Origin of the sequence: Nonomuraea marmarensis (assembly GCF_043197025.1) — a bacterium.
Taxonomy (GTDB): domain Bacteria; phylum Actinomycetota; class Actinomycetes; order Streptosporangiales; family Streptosporangiaceae; genus Nonomuraea; species Nonomuraea marmarensis.
In genome coordinates, this window is sequence record NZ_JBICRM010000054.1 from 1 (window position 1) to 13,776 (window position 13,776).

The 13,776-nt window shown below is 68.6% G+C and carries 13 protein-coding genes and 3 pseudogenes; 8 read left to right on the top strand and 8 right to left on the bottom strand.

Annotation, left to right across the window (positions count from 1 at the left end; genetic code table 11):
* Nucleotides 1-431: 431 nt before the first annotated feature.
* The gene (locus ACFLIM_RS46555; protein WP_393176635.1) at nucleotides 432-1,466 is read right to left on the bottom strand and encodes a M36 family metallopeptidase; all 1,035 of its coding nucleotides are present in this window, start codon (nucleotides 1,464-1,466) and stop codon (nucleotides 432-434) included.
* A gap of 193 nt (nucleotides 1,467-1,659) precedes the next feature.
* On the opposite strand from ACFLIM_RS46555, the gene ACFLIM_RS46560 reads away from it, so the two are divergent.
* Both ACFLIM_RS46560 and ACFLIM_RS46565 read left to right on the top strand, forming a co-directional pair.
* Nucleotides 1,660-2,118 carry a MurR/RpiR family transcriptional regulator gene (locus tag ACFLIM_RS46560; RefSeq protein ID WP_393176637.1) on the top strand — a complete coding sequence of 153 codons (459 nt, stop codon included), beginning with the start codon at nucleotides 1,660-1,662 and terminating at the stop codon, nucleotides 2,116-2,118.
* A gap of 225 nt (nucleotides 2,119-2,343) precedes the next feature.
* Complete coding sequence (locus ACFLIM_RS46565) at nucleotides 2,344-2,487, top strand: hypothetical protein (protein ID WP_393176639.1); 144 nt, start codon at nucleotides 2,344-2,346, stop codon at nucleotides 2,485-2,487.
* On the opposite strand, the gene ACFLIM_RS46570 is transcribed toward ACFLIM_RS46565, so the two are convergent.
* Nucleotides 2,484-3,017: a TetR/AcrR family transcriptional regulator gene (locus tag ACFLIM_RS46570; protein WP_393176641.1), complete on the bottom strand. Its 534-nt coding sequence runs from the start codon at nucleotides 3,015-3,017 to the stop codon at nucleotides 2,484-2,486. The two genes, ACFLIM_RS46565 and ACFLIM_RS46570, sit on opposite strands and share 4 nt — an antisense overlap.
* Before the next feature lie 92 nt (nucleotides 3,018-3,109).
* On the opposite strand from ACFLIM_RS46570, the gene ACFLIM_RS46575 reads away from it, so the two are divergent.
* The 3 genes and pseudogenes from ACFLIM_RS46575 to ACFLIM_RS46585 all read left to right on the top strand — a co-directional run.
* Nucleotides 3,110-3,634, top strand: coding sequence for a nuclear transport factor 2 family protein (locus tag ACFLIM_RS46575; protein ID WP_393176643.1), 525 nt, complete (start codon nucleotides 3,110-3,112; stop codon nucleotides 3,632-3,634).
* Nucleotides 3,635-3,706: 72 nt separating this feature from the next.
* A complete protein-coding gene (locus tag ACFLIM_RS46580; protein ID WP_393176645.1) occupies nucleotides 3,707-4,273 on the top strand; it encodes a TetR/AcrR family transcriptional regulator in 567 nt (188 codons plus the stop codon).
* A gap of 100 nt (nucleotides 4,274-4,373) precedes the next feature.
* Nucleotides 4,374-4,586 (top strand): annotated as a pseudogene (locus ACFLIM_RS46585) (SGNH/GDSL hydrolase family protein); the annotation flags it as partial.
* A 271-nt stretch (nucleotides 4,587-4,857) separates the two neighbouring features.
* Here the strand turns inward: ACFLIM_RS46585 and ACFLIM_RS46590 are convergent.
* The 4 genes from ACFLIM_RS46590 to ACFLIM_RS46605 all read right to left on the bottom strand — a co-directional run bounded on the left by ACFLIM_RS46590 (nucleotide 4,858) and on the right by ACFLIM_RS46605 (nucleotide 8,650).
* On the bottom strand, nucleotides 4,858-5,337 hold the full coding sequence (locus tag ACFLIM_RS46590) for an alpha/beta hydrolase (RefSeq protein ID WP_393176647.1): 480 nt from the start codon (nucleotides 5,335-5,337) through the stop codon (nucleotides 4,858-4,860).
* 54 nt (nucleotides 5,338-5,391) lie between these two features.
* Nucleotides 5,392-7,281 (bottom strand): LuxR C-terminal-related transcriptional regulator, encoded by a 1,890-nt coding sequence (locus tag ACFLIM_RS46595; RefSeq protein ID WP_393176649.1) that lies wholly within the window; start codon nucleotides 7,279-7,281, stop codon nucleotides 5,392-5,394.
* The gene (locus ACFLIM_RS46600) at nucleotides 7,163-8,194 is read right to left on the bottom strand and encodes an AAA family ATPase (protein ID WP_393176651.1); all 1,032 of its coding nucleotides are present in this window, start codon (nucleotides 8,192-8,194) and stop codon (nucleotides 7,163-7,165) included. The genes ACFLIM_RS46595 and ACFLIM_RS46600 overlap by 119 nt, the downstream gene beginning before the upstream one ends.
* A gap of 183 nt (nucleotides 8,195-8,377) precedes the next feature.
* On the bottom strand, nucleotides 8,378-8,650 hold the full coding sequence (locus tag ACFLIM_RS46605; protein WP_393176653.1) for an integrase core domain-containing protein: 273 nt from the start codon (nucleotides 8,648-8,650) through the stop codon (nucleotides 8,378-8,380).
* Nucleotides 8,651-8,933: 283 nt separating this feature from the next.
* On the opposite strand from ACFLIM_RS46605, the gene ACFLIM_RS46610 reads away from it, so the two are divergent.
* Together ACFLIM_RS46610 and ACFLIM_RS46615 are read left to right on the top strand one after the other, a co-directional pair.
* Nucleotides 8,934-9,755, top strand: coding sequence for an integrase core domain-containing protein (locus ACFLIM_RS46610; RefSeq protein WP_393176655.1), 822 nt, complete (start codon nucleotides 8,934-8,936; stop codon nucleotides 9,753-9,755).
* A 358-nt stretch (nucleotides 9,756-10,113) separates the two neighbouring features.
* Nucleotides 10,114-10,305: pseudogene (locus ACFLIM_RS46615) on the top strand (IS5-like element IS4811 family transposase); the annotation flags it as partial.
* A gap of 193 nt (nucleotides 10,306-10,498) precedes the next feature.
* Here ACFLIM_RS46615 and ACFLIM_RS46620 read toward each other — a convergent pair.
* Nucleotides 10,499-11,659: an FAD-dependent oxidoreductase gene (locus ACFLIM_RS46620; RefSeq protein WP_393176657.1), complete on the bottom strand. Its 1,161-nt coding sequence runs from the start codon at nucleotides 11,657-11,659 to the stop codon at nucleotides 10,499-10,501.
* Nucleotides 11,660-11,712: 53 nt separating this feature from the next.
* Here ACFLIM_RS46620 and ACFLIM_RS46625 point away from each other — a divergent pair, with 53 nt between their 5' ends.
* The gene (locus tag ACFLIM_RS46625) at nucleotides 11,713-12,405 is read left to right on the top strand and encodes a TetR/AcrR family transcriptional regulator (protein ID WP_393176659.1); all 693 of its coding nucleotides are present in this window, start codon (nucleotides 11,713-11,715) and stop codon (nucleotides 12,403-12,405) included.
* Between the two features lie 383 nt (nucleotides 12,406-12,788).
* Here the strand turns inward: ACFLIM_RS46625 and ACFLIM_RS46630 are convergent.
* Nucleotides 12,789-13,720 (bottom strand): annotated as a pseudogene (locus ACFLIM_RS46630) (transposase).
* Nucleotides 13,721-13,776 lie beyond the last annotated feature (56 nt).

Genomic DNA, 13,776 nt, shown 5'->3' on the forward strand with positions numbered 1-13,776 from the left:
TCGCGTTAAACCTGATCCGGCTGGACGCCTGGTGGAACGACCACCCACTCGATCGGACCCGCACCAGCCACCTCGCCCGGCTGGAACTCGCCCTTGCCTCGTGATCACGAATAAGCCACCAGGGTCCTTGTGCGGTGCAAAACTCGCCTGGCCTCCCTGACCTGGGGCGCTGTCCCGTGATGACAGCTAGCGGCCAGACAAGCTTGAGCAGACGCTCAAATCGATTGAGCGTCTGCTCAACGCCTTTTGAGCGGCTGCTTAGAGGTGATCTTGGGGTGTCGAAGACTCCCAGGTCAAACCGTCGGACGTAATTTTCGGCACCCGCACCATTGCGACCGTCGGGCATCCCGGCCCTTCACCGGCCTGGACGAGACCGCCCGGGCCGGCGAGAGCGGCGCGTGGCGAGGGCTGAGCACCCGTCGCGCGCAGGGTCAGAGTAGGCCGCGGGAGGTGAACACGGAGCGGACGGCCGTGGCGGCCGCCGTGCCGGCGAGCCGCTGCGCCGCGGCCACGGTGGACTCGGCGGCCGCGCGGAAGGTGGTGTCCAGGGCGAAGTCGAACTGCGCGTCGATGATGATCCTGCTCGCCGTCCGGTCACCGAGTTTGCCGCGGATCTCGTACAGTGCGGACGACCAGATCTCACCGTCGGCGTGGACCTCGCCGACCATGTCCTGTGGGTAGTGCTTGGTGCCGTCCAGTCGGCGCAGGCAGTGCGGGACGGTGGAGGTGTAGGAGACCGAGTCCCAGTCGGCGACGCACGCCTCGGGAGTCTTCGTGGGCGTCCCCGTCTTCGAGCTCGTCACGGCGACGGCGAGGTAGTCGCTGAAGCCCTCGCCGATCGACCCGGACTCCAGCGTCGTGCCGAACCCGGGGACCTGGCCGTCCTGCACGGAGTGTCCGTACTCGTGGACGATCACCTCACCGTCCTCGGCGTCGTCCACCGCGCCCTTGCCGAGGGTGATGTTGGCCTTGTCCTCGCGGAAGAAGGAGTTGTCCCCGCCGTACTGGTTGATGCGCAGCTCAATCTGGCGCTGGTTGACCGGCCGCAGGTCGGAACCGAAGCCGAGCGACTGGAGGTAGTGCTGCGCGGTCGTGACCCAGTAGTAGCCCATCACCTGCTCGAACTGGTCGCTGTCGCGATGCCAGGCAGGGAAACTACCGTTCACCTGCTGGGCGGGCTTGCCGGTCTCGCTCTTGACCTTGACGTAGCGCCCGGTCAACGTGCCCGATCCGTCCAGGTCAGGCATGGTGACCGTGCGGTAGGCGGCGGCGAACGCGGCGCCGTCGCGGTCCTTGTCGTCGGTCAGCGATTCGTCGCCGCTGCTCTGGACGGGGTTGGGGAAGAAGACGACGGCCGTGGGATCTGCCTGTGCTTCTGCCGCCGTGGCGGTGCCCGGCACGGCGGTCGCGGTCAGAGCAGCGAGCGCCAGGACAGCGATACCGATCCGGCTTTGGGGGGATTTCACACATTCTCCTTGAGCTTGAAGCAATGCCCCGAATGTAGGGTCGCCGGTCCTTCTTATCAGCCTCCACCGTTATCCCAGCAGTCAACGAAGGGTGCAGTTCGCGCAGTCGTTCGCGCGCGCGCCGCAACCTCGAGCAGGCCGTCAGGACGGTGGACGTCGCCGCCCTCGAGAACCTGGTCGAGGCGCTCGGCAGATGCCGCCGGGTGGTGGTCCTCGGCATGGGGGTAGCCCGACCTGTGGTGTCCTACCTCGCTTCGTGCCTACGCATCACAGGGCTCGAGGTGCACGAGCCGGTAGACAGCGTCGGGATGGCGCAGCAGCTCGCGCTGGCCGACGAGCGCGATGTCGTCGTCATGGTGGACTCCACCGGTACTACCGGGAGATCACCCGACTCGCCAGTGCCGCGAAGGACAGCGGAGCCGTTGTCGTCGCGATCACGGACAGCCCGGTGTCCGACCTCGCGACGCACGCCGACCACCTGCTCGCCGTGCCCTCGGAGGGGGCCGCTCCCCGTACGTCGCTCGCGCCGGCCATGGTGCTCGTGGAGGCGGTTCTCGCACTCGTGACCGTGCATGATAGGTCCCGTGCCCAGCGCGCGATGCGACGCATCGACGAGGTGTACGAGCGCACCAATGTGTTGACGGCGAGCTGACGTGCGCAGGTGCGTTGTCGGATCGATGGACGCCCGCGGTCGGCATGGCGGGACCTGTAAGTGAACCACCGATGAGCGATAGGCGCCACGGGGTGGTCATCCATCCGGCGGCAGGGGCCGCATCCCGGACGTCGGTGTCCGGCTTGGGCTGGCGCCCCAAGCACGCCAGCTGGCTGAACATGATCGAGATGTGGTTCTCCGCGCTCACTCGTCTCCTGCTGCGACGTGGCGAGTTCGCCTCCCCGCGAGGACCTGATGGCCCAGATCGACGACTTCACCATCCGTTACAACGCGACAGCTCGGCCCTACCGCTGGCGCTACGACGCCCGCGTGGAACACGACCGCTATCTCGTTCGCCGCAGCGACTAGAGTTGGAGGCCGTGCCGCAGGATCCGTAGGAGGCGCTGCGCGTGGCCGGGGTCGGCGCCGGTCATGGCCGCCGCGCTCGTCAGGGCCAGCAGGTCAACCACGTCGAGATCGGAACGGACGGCGCCCTCCTGCTGCGCGCGAAGCAGGAGGGCCGACGCGGCCGACCTCATCGACTCGTGCCAGCGGTCGAACAGTTCCGCCCGCCTGCTGTCCGTGGCGCCCATGGCGAGGGCGCGTTTGGTCGCGACGTGGACGACGAAGCGATCCAGCCAGTCGAAGAGCGCGTCGGCCGCCGAGGGCTTGTGCAGCAGCGCCTGGCCCTGCTCGCACAGGTCGGCCACCTCCTCGGCGTAGACAACGACGAGCAGGTCGCCGCGCGTGGGGAAATGGCGATACAGGGTGGCATTGCCTACCCCCGCGCGTCGCGCGATGTCGTCCAGCGCCACGTCGGACCCCTGCTCGTCGAAGAGCTCCCTCGCCGCCGAGATCAGCGACTCGGCGTTCCTTGCTGCATCCGCTCTGCGTGCCATGAGCTCGCTCCAGGGTTGTAAATGGGGACATCCCCGGTTACCGTAATGGACGCAAACGGGGAGCTCCCCAGTTCATGGTCCTGGAGGATCCTATGGCATTTACCGCCGACGATCGCATCGCCGTCACCGAGCTGATCTCGATGCACGGTCACCTCATCGACGGTGGCGAACTCGACCGGCTGGACGAGCTGTTCACCGCCGACGTCGTCTACGACGTCAGCGATTTCGGCTTCGGGGTCGTCCAGGGGCTGACCGCGATCCGCGAGGCGGCGCTCGCGCGGGGCGAGGGCAATCCGGTCGGGCATCACGTGACCAACGTCATCCTCACCGAGGTGGCCGACGATCACGTACGCGCGCTGTCCAAGGGCATCGGCATCATGGCGGACGGCACATGCGGAAGCGCGACCTACGAGGACACGATCTCGCGCGGGAACCGCGGCTGGCGGATCACTCACCGCAAGGTCCTGGCGCGCCGGGTGGACTTTCTTGATGCCGCGGTAGCGGGCGTGGCGCAGGCCGGTGACGGTGACGGCTTGGTGGATGGTGGCCTCCATGCCGCACCCGAGGGCGTAGTGGTCGCGCCAGGCAAGTGTCTCCGTGCGGAGGGAGACGTGTGAAGAGAGGCGCTGTGGGCCGTCAGCGGGTCCTGACCACCTCGGCCGCCACGGCGCGGAACGCGGCGGAGCACGTTGCTCGAGGCGGCCGCGAGGGGTCTGTCCCGGTACGGCTATGGCAACCTCGTGCTCGACCAGGTGGCCCGCGACGCCGGCTACACGCGCGGTGCGCTGTATCACCAGTTCAAAGACAAGGAAGACCTGGCCAGGGCGGTCATCGAGTGGGTCGACGAGACCTGGAGACGCGAGGTCGGTGGGCTGGTCGACCAGCAAGCCGAGCCGGTGGCGGCGCTGATCGCGCTGGCGCGCGGTCACGCCGTCTACTGCCGGCGAGACGTTGCTCGTGTCGTGACGGCGCTGAGGGCCGAGTTCAGCGGTCATGACCATCCACTTGGACGCGAGATCGAGCGGATCTCGGAAACCGGCGTCAGGCGCGTGGCCCGCCTGATCAAGGCGGGGCGCGAAGACGGGTCGATTCCGCCCGGCCCTCCCGCCAGAACGGTTGCGCTGGCATTCCTCGGAGCGCTCGAGGGCGCCGTGATCATGCTCGCCGGGCAGGAGCCGCACGACGAACTGCTGGCCGCCCGCGCGGCCGCGGGCGCGCTCGGACTGGACAGTCCGCCCGCATCCCCACCCGCCTGATGGACGGACACCCACGCACGTTCAGCCGCCACTCAGCCGTCGCCGGCTGAAGGCAGCCCGCCACGGCAACGGAACCAGCTGATTCACTCAGGAGGATTCGATGAGTTATCTGAGGTACGTCGCAGTCGGGGACAGTCAGACCGAGGGGTTGAACGACGGCGATGAGAAGATCGGCTACCGGGGCTGGGCGGACCGGCTGGCCGAACTGCTGGGTACGCAGGAGCCGGAGTTCCGCTACGCCAACCTCGCGGTCCGCGGCCGGCTCGCCGCGCGGATCCGCGCCGAGCAAACAGCCGCCGCTCTCGCTCTGCAACCTGACCTGGTGAGCTCGGAGGTCAGGCGGCCGATGGCGTCGGCGGCTTTGAGCTGGCGGACCATGTCGTCCAAGGTGGTGAAGTAGACCGAGTAGCCGGCCCGGCAGGCCGCCACGGGGTCAGGTGCGCCGCGCGCCGGTGGTTGCGTAGCAGCTCCGCGAAAATGGGTGGGGTGGTGATGGCCTGCTCCTCTCCGTGGCTTGTTGGAGCTGGGGCCCGGCGCTAGGTCTGCGCCGTTCAGGTGGCAGGCCAGAGCGCCGGGATGGTTGTTCAGCGGGCGGCTGCCGCGGCGGCCTGGGCGATGATGGCGGCCACCGCGACCGGGTTGGACACGTAGACGGCGTGGCTGCCAGGGGTCTCGGTCACGGTGGAGCCTGCTCGCTCGGCCATGGCGCGCTGCGCGGGCGGGGGGATCATCCGGTCGTCGGTCGCGACCAGATACCAGCTGGGCTTGATCCGCCACGCGGGCTCGGTGACCGCTCCGCCGAGGGCGTCCACACCCCAGGGGACCTGGGAGTCGGCCATGAACGCTGCCTGTTCGGCCGGCAGGTCCCCGGCAAACGAGGCGGGGAACTTCTCGCGGTCCAGGAACAGGAATCCGTCTGTGGGCGGCAGGATCGGCGGGACCGGTGCCCCGGGTGGCGGGTCGGCGATCAGCGAGTTCACCGACTCGCCCTTGTCGGGTGCGAAGGCCGCAATGTAGACCAGAGCCGCCACGTTGGCGTGAGTGCCGGCTTCGGTGACGACCACGCACTTACGCTAGGTCACAGGATGAAAGCCTCGATTGAGTCATTTGACTCGGGGTTACCTATCGGAGGCTTCTCCCTCGGGCGGTTCGGTGAGCGCGTCGCGAAGCGCGGCCCGGGAGGCGACGCCGAGCTTCGGAAACAGCTGGTACAGATGATTCGCGACGGTGCGCGGAGACAGGAACAGCCGCTCGCCGATCTGCTTGTTGGTCAGTCCAGCGGCCGCGAGCATGGCGATTTCCCGCTGCTGGGGAGTGAGCGAAGCCATCCCCGCCGGCTCGCCCTGCCCGATGGACAGGCCCGTCGCCCGCAGTTCGGTGCCGGCTCTGGCCATCCACGGCCGGGCATCGAGGCTGCGGAAGGTGTCGAGCGCGGCAGTCAGATGGGTCCGGGCGTCGGTGGTGGCCTTGTCGCGGCGCAGGCGCTCACCATAGATGAGCTGCAGGCGGGCCCGCTCGAACGGCCAGCGCTCGGCGCCGGCCGTGGCGAGTGCGGTCTCGAACAACCGGGCGTACTGCTCGTCGGGAGCGACCATGGCTGCCGAGGCGCTGGTGACCATCGCCAGCCGTGGTGAGATCACGGCCAGCCCGGCCTGGCTGACGGCGGCGGCATGCGCGGCCGCTTCGGCGTGGCGGCCGGTCCGCGTGGCGGCTTCGACCAGGTCCGTGATGCTCCACAGCGCGTGCGGGACGTGCGAGGCCAGCACACCCGCCGGGCTGATGGCGGCGGACTGCTGGTAGGCCTCCTCGAAATCGCCCCTGCCCAGCGCCACCAGCGCTCTGATCTGCCAGGCGTAGCACTGCAACGCGCGGGCCCTTCGCGGTGTCGCCCATCGGGTCATCTGGTCGGCCAGCGCCGTGGCGCTCTCCTCCTGCCCCCGCGCGGCGGCCAGCATCGCCTGCAGGTAGATCCCCGGCCAGGCCAACAGCCTGTAGCCGTGCTTGTCGCACAGCGCCAGGCCCTCGTCGACGACCTGCTCCAGCTCCTGCCACTGACCCACGAGGAAGGCGTCGTTGCCCAGCAGGAACAGCGCCTCGATCGCCGAGGTGACGGCTCCGCCGTCGCGGCCGTGGTCGATGACGCGCCACAACCCGTCGCGGCACTGTCCCAGCCGGTCGACGTAGGAGCCGGCGATGCCGATGCGGGAGATGCGCGCTGGGATGATTTCCTGGTTCAGGCCCGCGATGACGGCATCCAGCCGATCCAGCACCGGCGGCGCCAGGCGAGCCGGGTCGGAGAAGGTCTTGCCAAGGATGTCCAGCAGCTCGGGAGGCCCGGGCCTGAGACGGCCGATCGCCGCGTGGAAGGGTTTCCACAACTCGGCACGTCCGCCGAAGAAGCACACCATGAGCAGGGTGTACAGGCCCTCGATGAGGGGTTTGTTGTGAGCGTCACCGGGATCGGCCAGCATCTCGATCGCGCCGGCCATCAGGCGGTGCGCGCTGTCCACATCACCGTCGCCGTTGAGCAGATGGTAGGCGCCGGCGACCGCGGTGGCCAGCGACTCGCCACGCCGGTCCGCACGGCGCGCCAGCTCCAGCAGGCGCGGCGCATCGCGCAGGTCACCGTTCACGATCGAGCCAAGGTAGGCGGCTTCCCCCAGCCGTCCGGCCCGGTCGATGTCAGCTGGGCTCAGCTCGGCGGAGCGCAGGAACTGGGTGATGGCGGCGAGGCCGTCGCCGCGCAGCAGGTTGGCGCGTGCCATGGCATCAAGCAGAGCGGCGACCTGTTCATCGGGCCCCTCAGCCGCCTCTGCCAGGTGCCAGGCCCGCCGTTCAGGCTGGTCGGCGAGCCGCTCGGCCAGCAGCCGGTGCGCCTGGCGGCGCTGCTCACCCGTGGATAGCTCCACCACCGCCGAGCCGATCAGCGGATGGCGGAAGACCAGTCTCCTGGCGCCCTTGCTCGACCCGGACCAGCCGCGCCCGTTCCGCGGGGCCCAGCGCGTCACCTGCGTGCAGGACGTTCAGATCGCCGGTCCCATCCAGTACGGCAAGCAGCAGCAGGTCATAGGTCGCGGCGGGCAGATCTTTGATCCGTGCGGCGAACACCGCCTGCAGGCGCCCGCTGAGCGGCAGAACCGGGGGCAGCACGTTGCCCGAGACCCGTTGGAAGTCGCCGAGCGCCACCGGCAGTTCCAGCAAGGCCAGCGGGTTGCCCTGGGCATCTGCCAGGAGCCGCTGGTGTGCCCGGGGCGCCAGCGCCGGGAAATGCGCTTTCAGCAAGGCGGCGGCGTCCCGCTCGTCCAGCGGCTGCAGCTCATAGCCGGGCAGCCCGCCGTACTCGAAGAAGCTCTCCTCACCCGTGCGGGACGCTGCCAGCAGTCCGACTCGGCTGCCGGTGAGGCGGCGTGCCACAAAGCCCAACACGATGGCGCTGGCCCGGTCCAGCCACGCGATGTCATCGATGATCACCAGTAATGGGCGGGGGACGGCGGCCTGGCGCAGGAGAGCCAGCGCCGCGTTGGCCACCAGGAGCTGACCTGGCGGTGCTCCTTCACCCAGCCCCAAAGTGACGCTCAGTGCCCGCTCATGTGGGGCACTCAGGTTCGGCAGGTCCGTGAAGAGCGGTTGGAGAACCTGGTGGAGGCCGGCGAAGCTCAGCTCAGCCTCGAACTGCGAGCCAGAGGCGCGTAACATCCTGTGGCCGGCGGCCAGCGCCCGCGCTGCAGCGGCCTCCAGCAGCACGGACTTGCCGACCCCGGCTTCGCCCAACATGATGAACGCGCCGCCCTGAACAGCGGCTTGGTCAACGAAGGTGCCGATCCGGGCGAGGTCCCGCTCGCGACCGATCAACGATCCAGCTGGATCGTTGATCGACGAACCGTGACCGAAGGGAGGATTCCCTCCCGAAATCGAACCCACGGATCTGACCTTACGCCCAGCTCCAGTGGGGGCAGCGAGCAGCACTTCGCCGATCTCTTGGCGACCCCGCGCCCCGGGCAGATCTCAGCCCGCGGAACGGTCGGTGTCGGCCCGGTACGGCTTGCGCCGCTCTCTCTTGAGGATCTTGCCTGCCCCGGAGATGGGCAACGCGTCGAGGGACTCTCAAGATCGTGGCGCTTGGTAGCCGGCTATGTGGTTCTTGACGCGGTTCCTGAGGTCCTCGGCGGTCCGGGACCCGGTGCCCGCCGATGGTGGCGGGCAGGTCGAGGGCACCGCGACATGCTCATCTTGATCGGGTGGTCGTTGCCCACGAGCCTGATGCGGCCGATGCGCGTTGTAGTGATCGAGGTATTCGTTCAGGACCGAGCGCAGGTGACGCTCGCCGTAGATCAACATGCAGTCGGTGCCCTCAGCGCGCACCGTGTGCGGTGCCATAACTTGTCCACGGCATCTGACCTGGTCTTCTATGCTCAGCGCTCGTGTTTCTACGCCTCTTGTACCTGCTGATGGTCCGGTTGTTCGGCTGGTTGAGCCTCCTCGTGCGAAGCGATGCCGTCAAGGACGCGGAGATTTTGGTGCTGCGCCATGAGGTCGCCGTCCTGCGCCGTCCGGTCGCCCGGCCGAGACCGGACTGGGCCGACCGGGCGCTGCTGGCGGCACTGGCACGGCTGCTGCCCACGCGGCTCCGGCTCCATCGGATCGTGACGCCGGGCACCTGTTGGTCTGGCACCGCCGGCTGGTCACCAAGCACTGGAGTTATCCGAGCGCGGTCGGACGCCCGCCGGTCCCGGACGAACTCCGGGATCTGGTGGTCCGGTTGGCCCGGGAGAACCCACGATGGGGGCACCGGCGCATCCGAGGTGAACTGCTCGGCCTCGGCCATCGGATTGGTGAAGGCACCATCCGCCGGATCCTGGTCGCGGCCGGTCTAGGACCAGCGCCACGGCGGGCGTCACCGACCTGGCAGCAGTTCCTGACTTCCCAAGCCTCCGGCATCTTGGCGTGCGACTTCTTGCACGTCGACACTGTCTTCCTCAAGCGCTTGTACGTCTTGTTCGTCATGGAGATCGAAACGCGCCGCGTGCACATCGTGGGCGTCACCTTCAACCCAAGCGGCGCCTGGACCACTCAACAGGCCCGCAACCTGCTGATGGAGCTGGGTGAACGCGCCAGCATGTTCAGGTTTCTTATCCGGGATCGTGATGGCAAGTTCTCCCGATCGTTCGATGAGGTCTTCGCTACCAGCGGCGTGCAGATCATCAAGACGCCTGTCCGGTCGCCGCGGGCGAACGCATTCGCGGAGCGGTTCGTGGGACCGCTACGCCGTGAGTGCCTCGATCACCTGCTGATCTACGGTGAACGGCACCTGCGCACAGTCCTGGCCGAGTACGAACGCCACTTCAACGATCATCGCCCGCATCAAGGCCGCTCTCTTCATCCGCCGATGCACGACCCCGGCGAGGTGATCGACATGACCGCCCGGATCCGCCATCGAAGGACCGTCACCGGGTTGATCAACGAGTACCGCAGAGCTGCCTAACCGCCTTGCGAACGCCCAGCTCAGCAACGGTATCTGCCCTTTTGGCACCGCACACGACTGGATCGCCTACGAACGCTCGCGACTGCGCACCGAGCTGACCCGGATCAGCCGGTTTCTTGCGACGGTTGCACCTCATGCGGCGCTCACGCCGGAGGAAGAGTGGATCAAGTTGGTACTGGGCCAGCTCAACGTGGTCCAGACGGCGCTGAATTTGGTCAACAAGGCGGGGGTGTGACTCGTGCGTCCCCGCCGCTACCCCTCAGACACCACGACGAAGAATGGGCACTGATCGAACCACTTCTTCCGACACCTGCCTGCCAGACCCGCACGGGCGGCCGCCCGGAGAAGCATCACCGCGAGAAGGTGGATCGTCGAGAGGTCGCTTTCCTGGCTGATGAACGCCCGACGCAACGTCGTCGACTTCGAGCGCAAACCTTCGCATAGCGAGGCACACCTGACCGTTGCCGCGATCACGCTTATGACCAGGCGGCTGACCAGGAAGAGGCCGCCCGCATGGACCCGAAAGCCAGCCTCTGCGCCGCAGGCCGCCTGAGAGGGTAGCCCCCGGGTGAACATGCTTTTCTTTGCAGGCCGGACATCTTCGTGACTTCAGCCGGCTTGGGAAGGCACCGTGGCGGAGTTCGTATGGCGGGCGGTGGATCTGTCGGAAGGAACCGCGGCGGTGCCGTGCTGCCCGTGAAGCCGTGGCGAGTTGCTGGTGCTGGTGCTCTCGCGCTTGGCAGTCAGGATGGCTGGACTTCGTCGAAGAGGGCGAGGGCTTCGGTGGGGTCCGGGCTCACGAGGCGTTCCAGACCGGCCGTCGTGATCTTCGCCCACCTGCCGGCCCGTGCCCACATCTGTTCCTCGAAGGCGCGGACGGCCTCGTCCAGATCGCCAGGGCCGGGGGCGGCGGCGACGGACTCGGCGAGTTCGGCGCCTTCCAGCATCGCGAGGTTCGCGCCCACCCCCAATGGGGGCATCAGGTGGGCGGCGTCGCCCAGTAGCGTCACCCCGGGGACGTGGGCCCAGGTGTGGGACACGGGCAGGACGTAGAGGGGGCGGTGGACGAAAGCGGTGCCGTGGCGGAGGAGGTCGAGGACGGGAGCGGCCCAGCCGTCGAACAGAGCCAGCAGGCTTGATCGCACGGCCTCGACGTCGGCCAGGTCCAGGCCCGCGCGCCGGTTCAGGCCCATATGCCGGTCCAGGTTCGTGTGCCAGTCCAGCGGCGCGCGGAACTGGGCGTACACCTTGACGTGGCCGCCGCTGTTGCGCTGGGCGACGAGGGCGCGGTTCACGCCGTACACAGCCATGGAACCGTCGCCGATCAGCCGGGCGAGGTCGGGGTGGCGGGTGTCGACGTCGTCCAGGGAGGTCTCGACCAAGGTGACGCCGGTGTAGTGCGGCGTCGCGGACGAGACTGCCGGGCGGACCCGGGACCAGGCGCCGTCCGCGCCGACCACGAGGTCGAACGTCTCCTGTCGCCCGTCCGCGAAATGGACCAGCACGCCATCCCTGGTCCCCGGCACTACCTCCGTCACGCCCCGCCCCCACTGAACGTCCAGGGGGCCGAGCAGCAGGTCACGGAGTTGCCCGCGGTCGATCTCGGGATTGGCCCGGTCACCCGGACGGGGTTGCCAGTCGCGGAGGACGGTCCCGTCTACGTCCAGGATGCGCATGGCCTGCCCCTCGGGACGGGACAGCGCCTGGAATTCCGCCAGCAGCCCCGCCTTGCCCAGCGCGAGCTGGCCCAGCTTTTCGTGCAGGTCCAGCGTGCCGCCCGGGGGGCGGGCATCGGGGGCGGGATCGCGTTCGAGGACGGTGACGGGGTGATCGTGGCGGTGCAGGACGCGGGCGAAGGTAAGGCCGGCGGGGCCGCCCCCAATCACGGCGATACGGTGTCTCATATCGATATACTGTATTTTACTATTACGATGTATCGCAACAGTACGATGTAACCATGACTGTGTGGGACCGGCCGGAGCCGCCGACTCGCCCCGTGCCGCTCGACCGGGAGCGAATCGTTGCCGCCGCCATCGCGCTGGCCGACGAGGGCGGGCTGGAGGCGGTGTCGTTGCGCAAGGTCGCCGCCCGGCTGGACGCCGGCCCGATGCGGCTGTACGGATACATCTCCACCAAGGAGGAGCTCTTCGACCTCATGGTGGACGAGGTTCACGCCGAGATCCTCCCCGAGGAGCAGCCCGGTGACTGGCGGGAGGTGCTGCGCATCCGCGCCCACCGCACCAGGCAGGCCACCCGCCGTCACGAATGGCTGGCCGACCTGCTCGGCGGCCGTCCGACCCTGGGCCCAAACGCCCTCGCCGTGACTGAGGCCACGCTGGCCGCCCTCGACGGCCTCGCCGACCTCGACACCGTCATGCGCGCCGTGGAGACTGTCAGCGCCTACTTCACTGGCGCGATCAGGCGCGAGATCGCGAATCTGCGGGCCGAGCGCGCCACGGGCCTGTCCAAGCGCGACTGGCAGCGCGCCTCCGGCCCGCATGTGAGGAGGATGCTGGCCACGGGCCGCTTCCCGGCGCTGGCCAAGGCCGTGCACGACGGCACGGAGGTGGACGCCGAGGCATCCTTCGCGACCGGGCTGGACTGGGTCCTCGACGCCGTGGCCGCCAAACTCGCCCGGCCGCAGGTGTGACGCTCAGGATTTCCAGGTGACATCCGTGGCACCGCATGACGCCGCCAGACTGCGCACCTACCCTGCTCGACTGGTTCAAAGACAAGCTCTCAGCTTGTCATTTAAGTTCTGATCTTCGCGATGTGCGCATTCCTCGCTAGGCGGGCATCGCGCTGTGTATCCAGGGTCAGGCTCGGCGTCGGGGTTTGGTGCCTTTGCAATGGTGAGCTGGGCGTTTGTAGGCCTCGCCGGTGGCCAGGATGCGGCCGACCTCGTGGCGGGGGACGGGCCGGTTCTTCGAGCCGAGGGGACGTCCGCGGCCGGGCCTGGCGGGTTTGGGTGCACGTGCCAGCAGCGGGGTCTTCGTGCGGATGTTGCGAACCCCCGGCGGACGCGGGCGGGGGTCAGCCGGTCGGGGTCGGCGGGTTTCTCCCAGGGGCGGCGTAGGTCGTCAACCAGGCCGCGGGCCAGCCGTAGCTGTCGGTGACGGTCTGTGCCCGTGGAGTGCCCCAGGTGGCGCTGTCGCCGAACACGAACTCGCCACCATGCTTGGGCGGGCGGCCTCCGCAGGGGCTGGCCAGCAGGAACTCCTCACGGGAGGGCGCCGGGCGGCGCATCACCCGATCCGAGCGCATCCGGCCCAGGATCTCCACGGGCAGGTCAGCCAGCAGGAACGCCAGACGGGGCACGTCGTAGCCGGCATCAATCACGATCAGGATGTCCGGATCACCGGCCTGATGCCGACCAGCCTCGATCAGCCGGGTGACGACCTCGCGCAGTTGGACGGCGGTGATGGCGGCGACATCGGCGCCGGCTCCAGCCGCACGGCGTCCAGCAGCGCGGTCCAGGAGGTGCGGCCGGTCTCCAGCGCGGCCACGATCGAGTACGGCCAGCCGGGGATCATCCGATGCTCATTCTTCCCACGGCCGTAGGTGTGGCAGAACGAGCGGTCCGGGCAGGTGGCGGCGTCCGGCCGCAGCCATGGGCTGATGTCGGCCGCCAGCACGATGCGCCCGCCAGCGGCGCGCGGTAACGGCTGCTTCGCCAGTGTCTTGCGGAAGCGGCCGATGTCGAACCGACCATGGTTGATCCCGTCATACAGGGCGCCGTGCCCACGCCGGTGCTCGGGCGCCAGCGCCAGGTCCACCAGCGTTTTGACTGGCCTGTCGGTGCACAGCACCGCCTCGGCCAACTCGAACAGCTCATCGGCGCGCGCGGTCAGGCATTGGTAGAACTCCTGCCGGAACCGCGACAGAGCGGCCAGGCCGTCGCAGTCGTCGATGCGGACTTCGCAGCTATCGGGTCGCGTAGCCGTCGCACGTGCCAGAGCGGGCATCGCGGTCACCGCCTCGCCTCGGTTGCTTTGCACGAGCCCGAAGATGAGACGGTGAC

Excerpts from the sequence above, each read along its gene's own strand:
- ACFLIM_RS46620 (WP_393176657.1), bottom strand. The coding sequence starts at position 11,659 with ATGAGACACCGTATCGCCGTGATTGGGGGCGGCCCCGCCGGCCTTACC.
- ACFLIM_RS46570 (WP_393176641.1), bottom strand. The coding sequence starts at position 3,017 with ATGGCACGCAGAGCGGATGCAGCAAGGAACGCCGAGTCGCTGATCTCG.
- ACFLIM_RS46625 (WP_393176659.1), top strand. The coding sequence starts at position 11,713 with ATGACTGTGTGGGACCGGCCGGAGCCGCCGACTCGCCCCGTGCCGCTC.
- ACFLIM_RS46605 (WP_393176653.1), bottom strand. The coding sequence starts at position 8,650 with ATGGCACCGCACACGGTGCGCGCTGAGGGCACCGACTGCATGTTGATC.
- ACFLIM_RS46575 (WP_393176643.1), top strand. The coding sequence starts at position 3,110 with ATGGCATTTACCGCCGACGATCGCATCGCCGTCACCGAGCTGATCTCG.
- ACFLIM_RS46560 (WP_393176637.1), top strand. The coding sequence starts at position 1,660 with ATGCCGCCGGGTGGTGGTCCTCGGCATGGGGGTAGCCCGACCTGTGGT.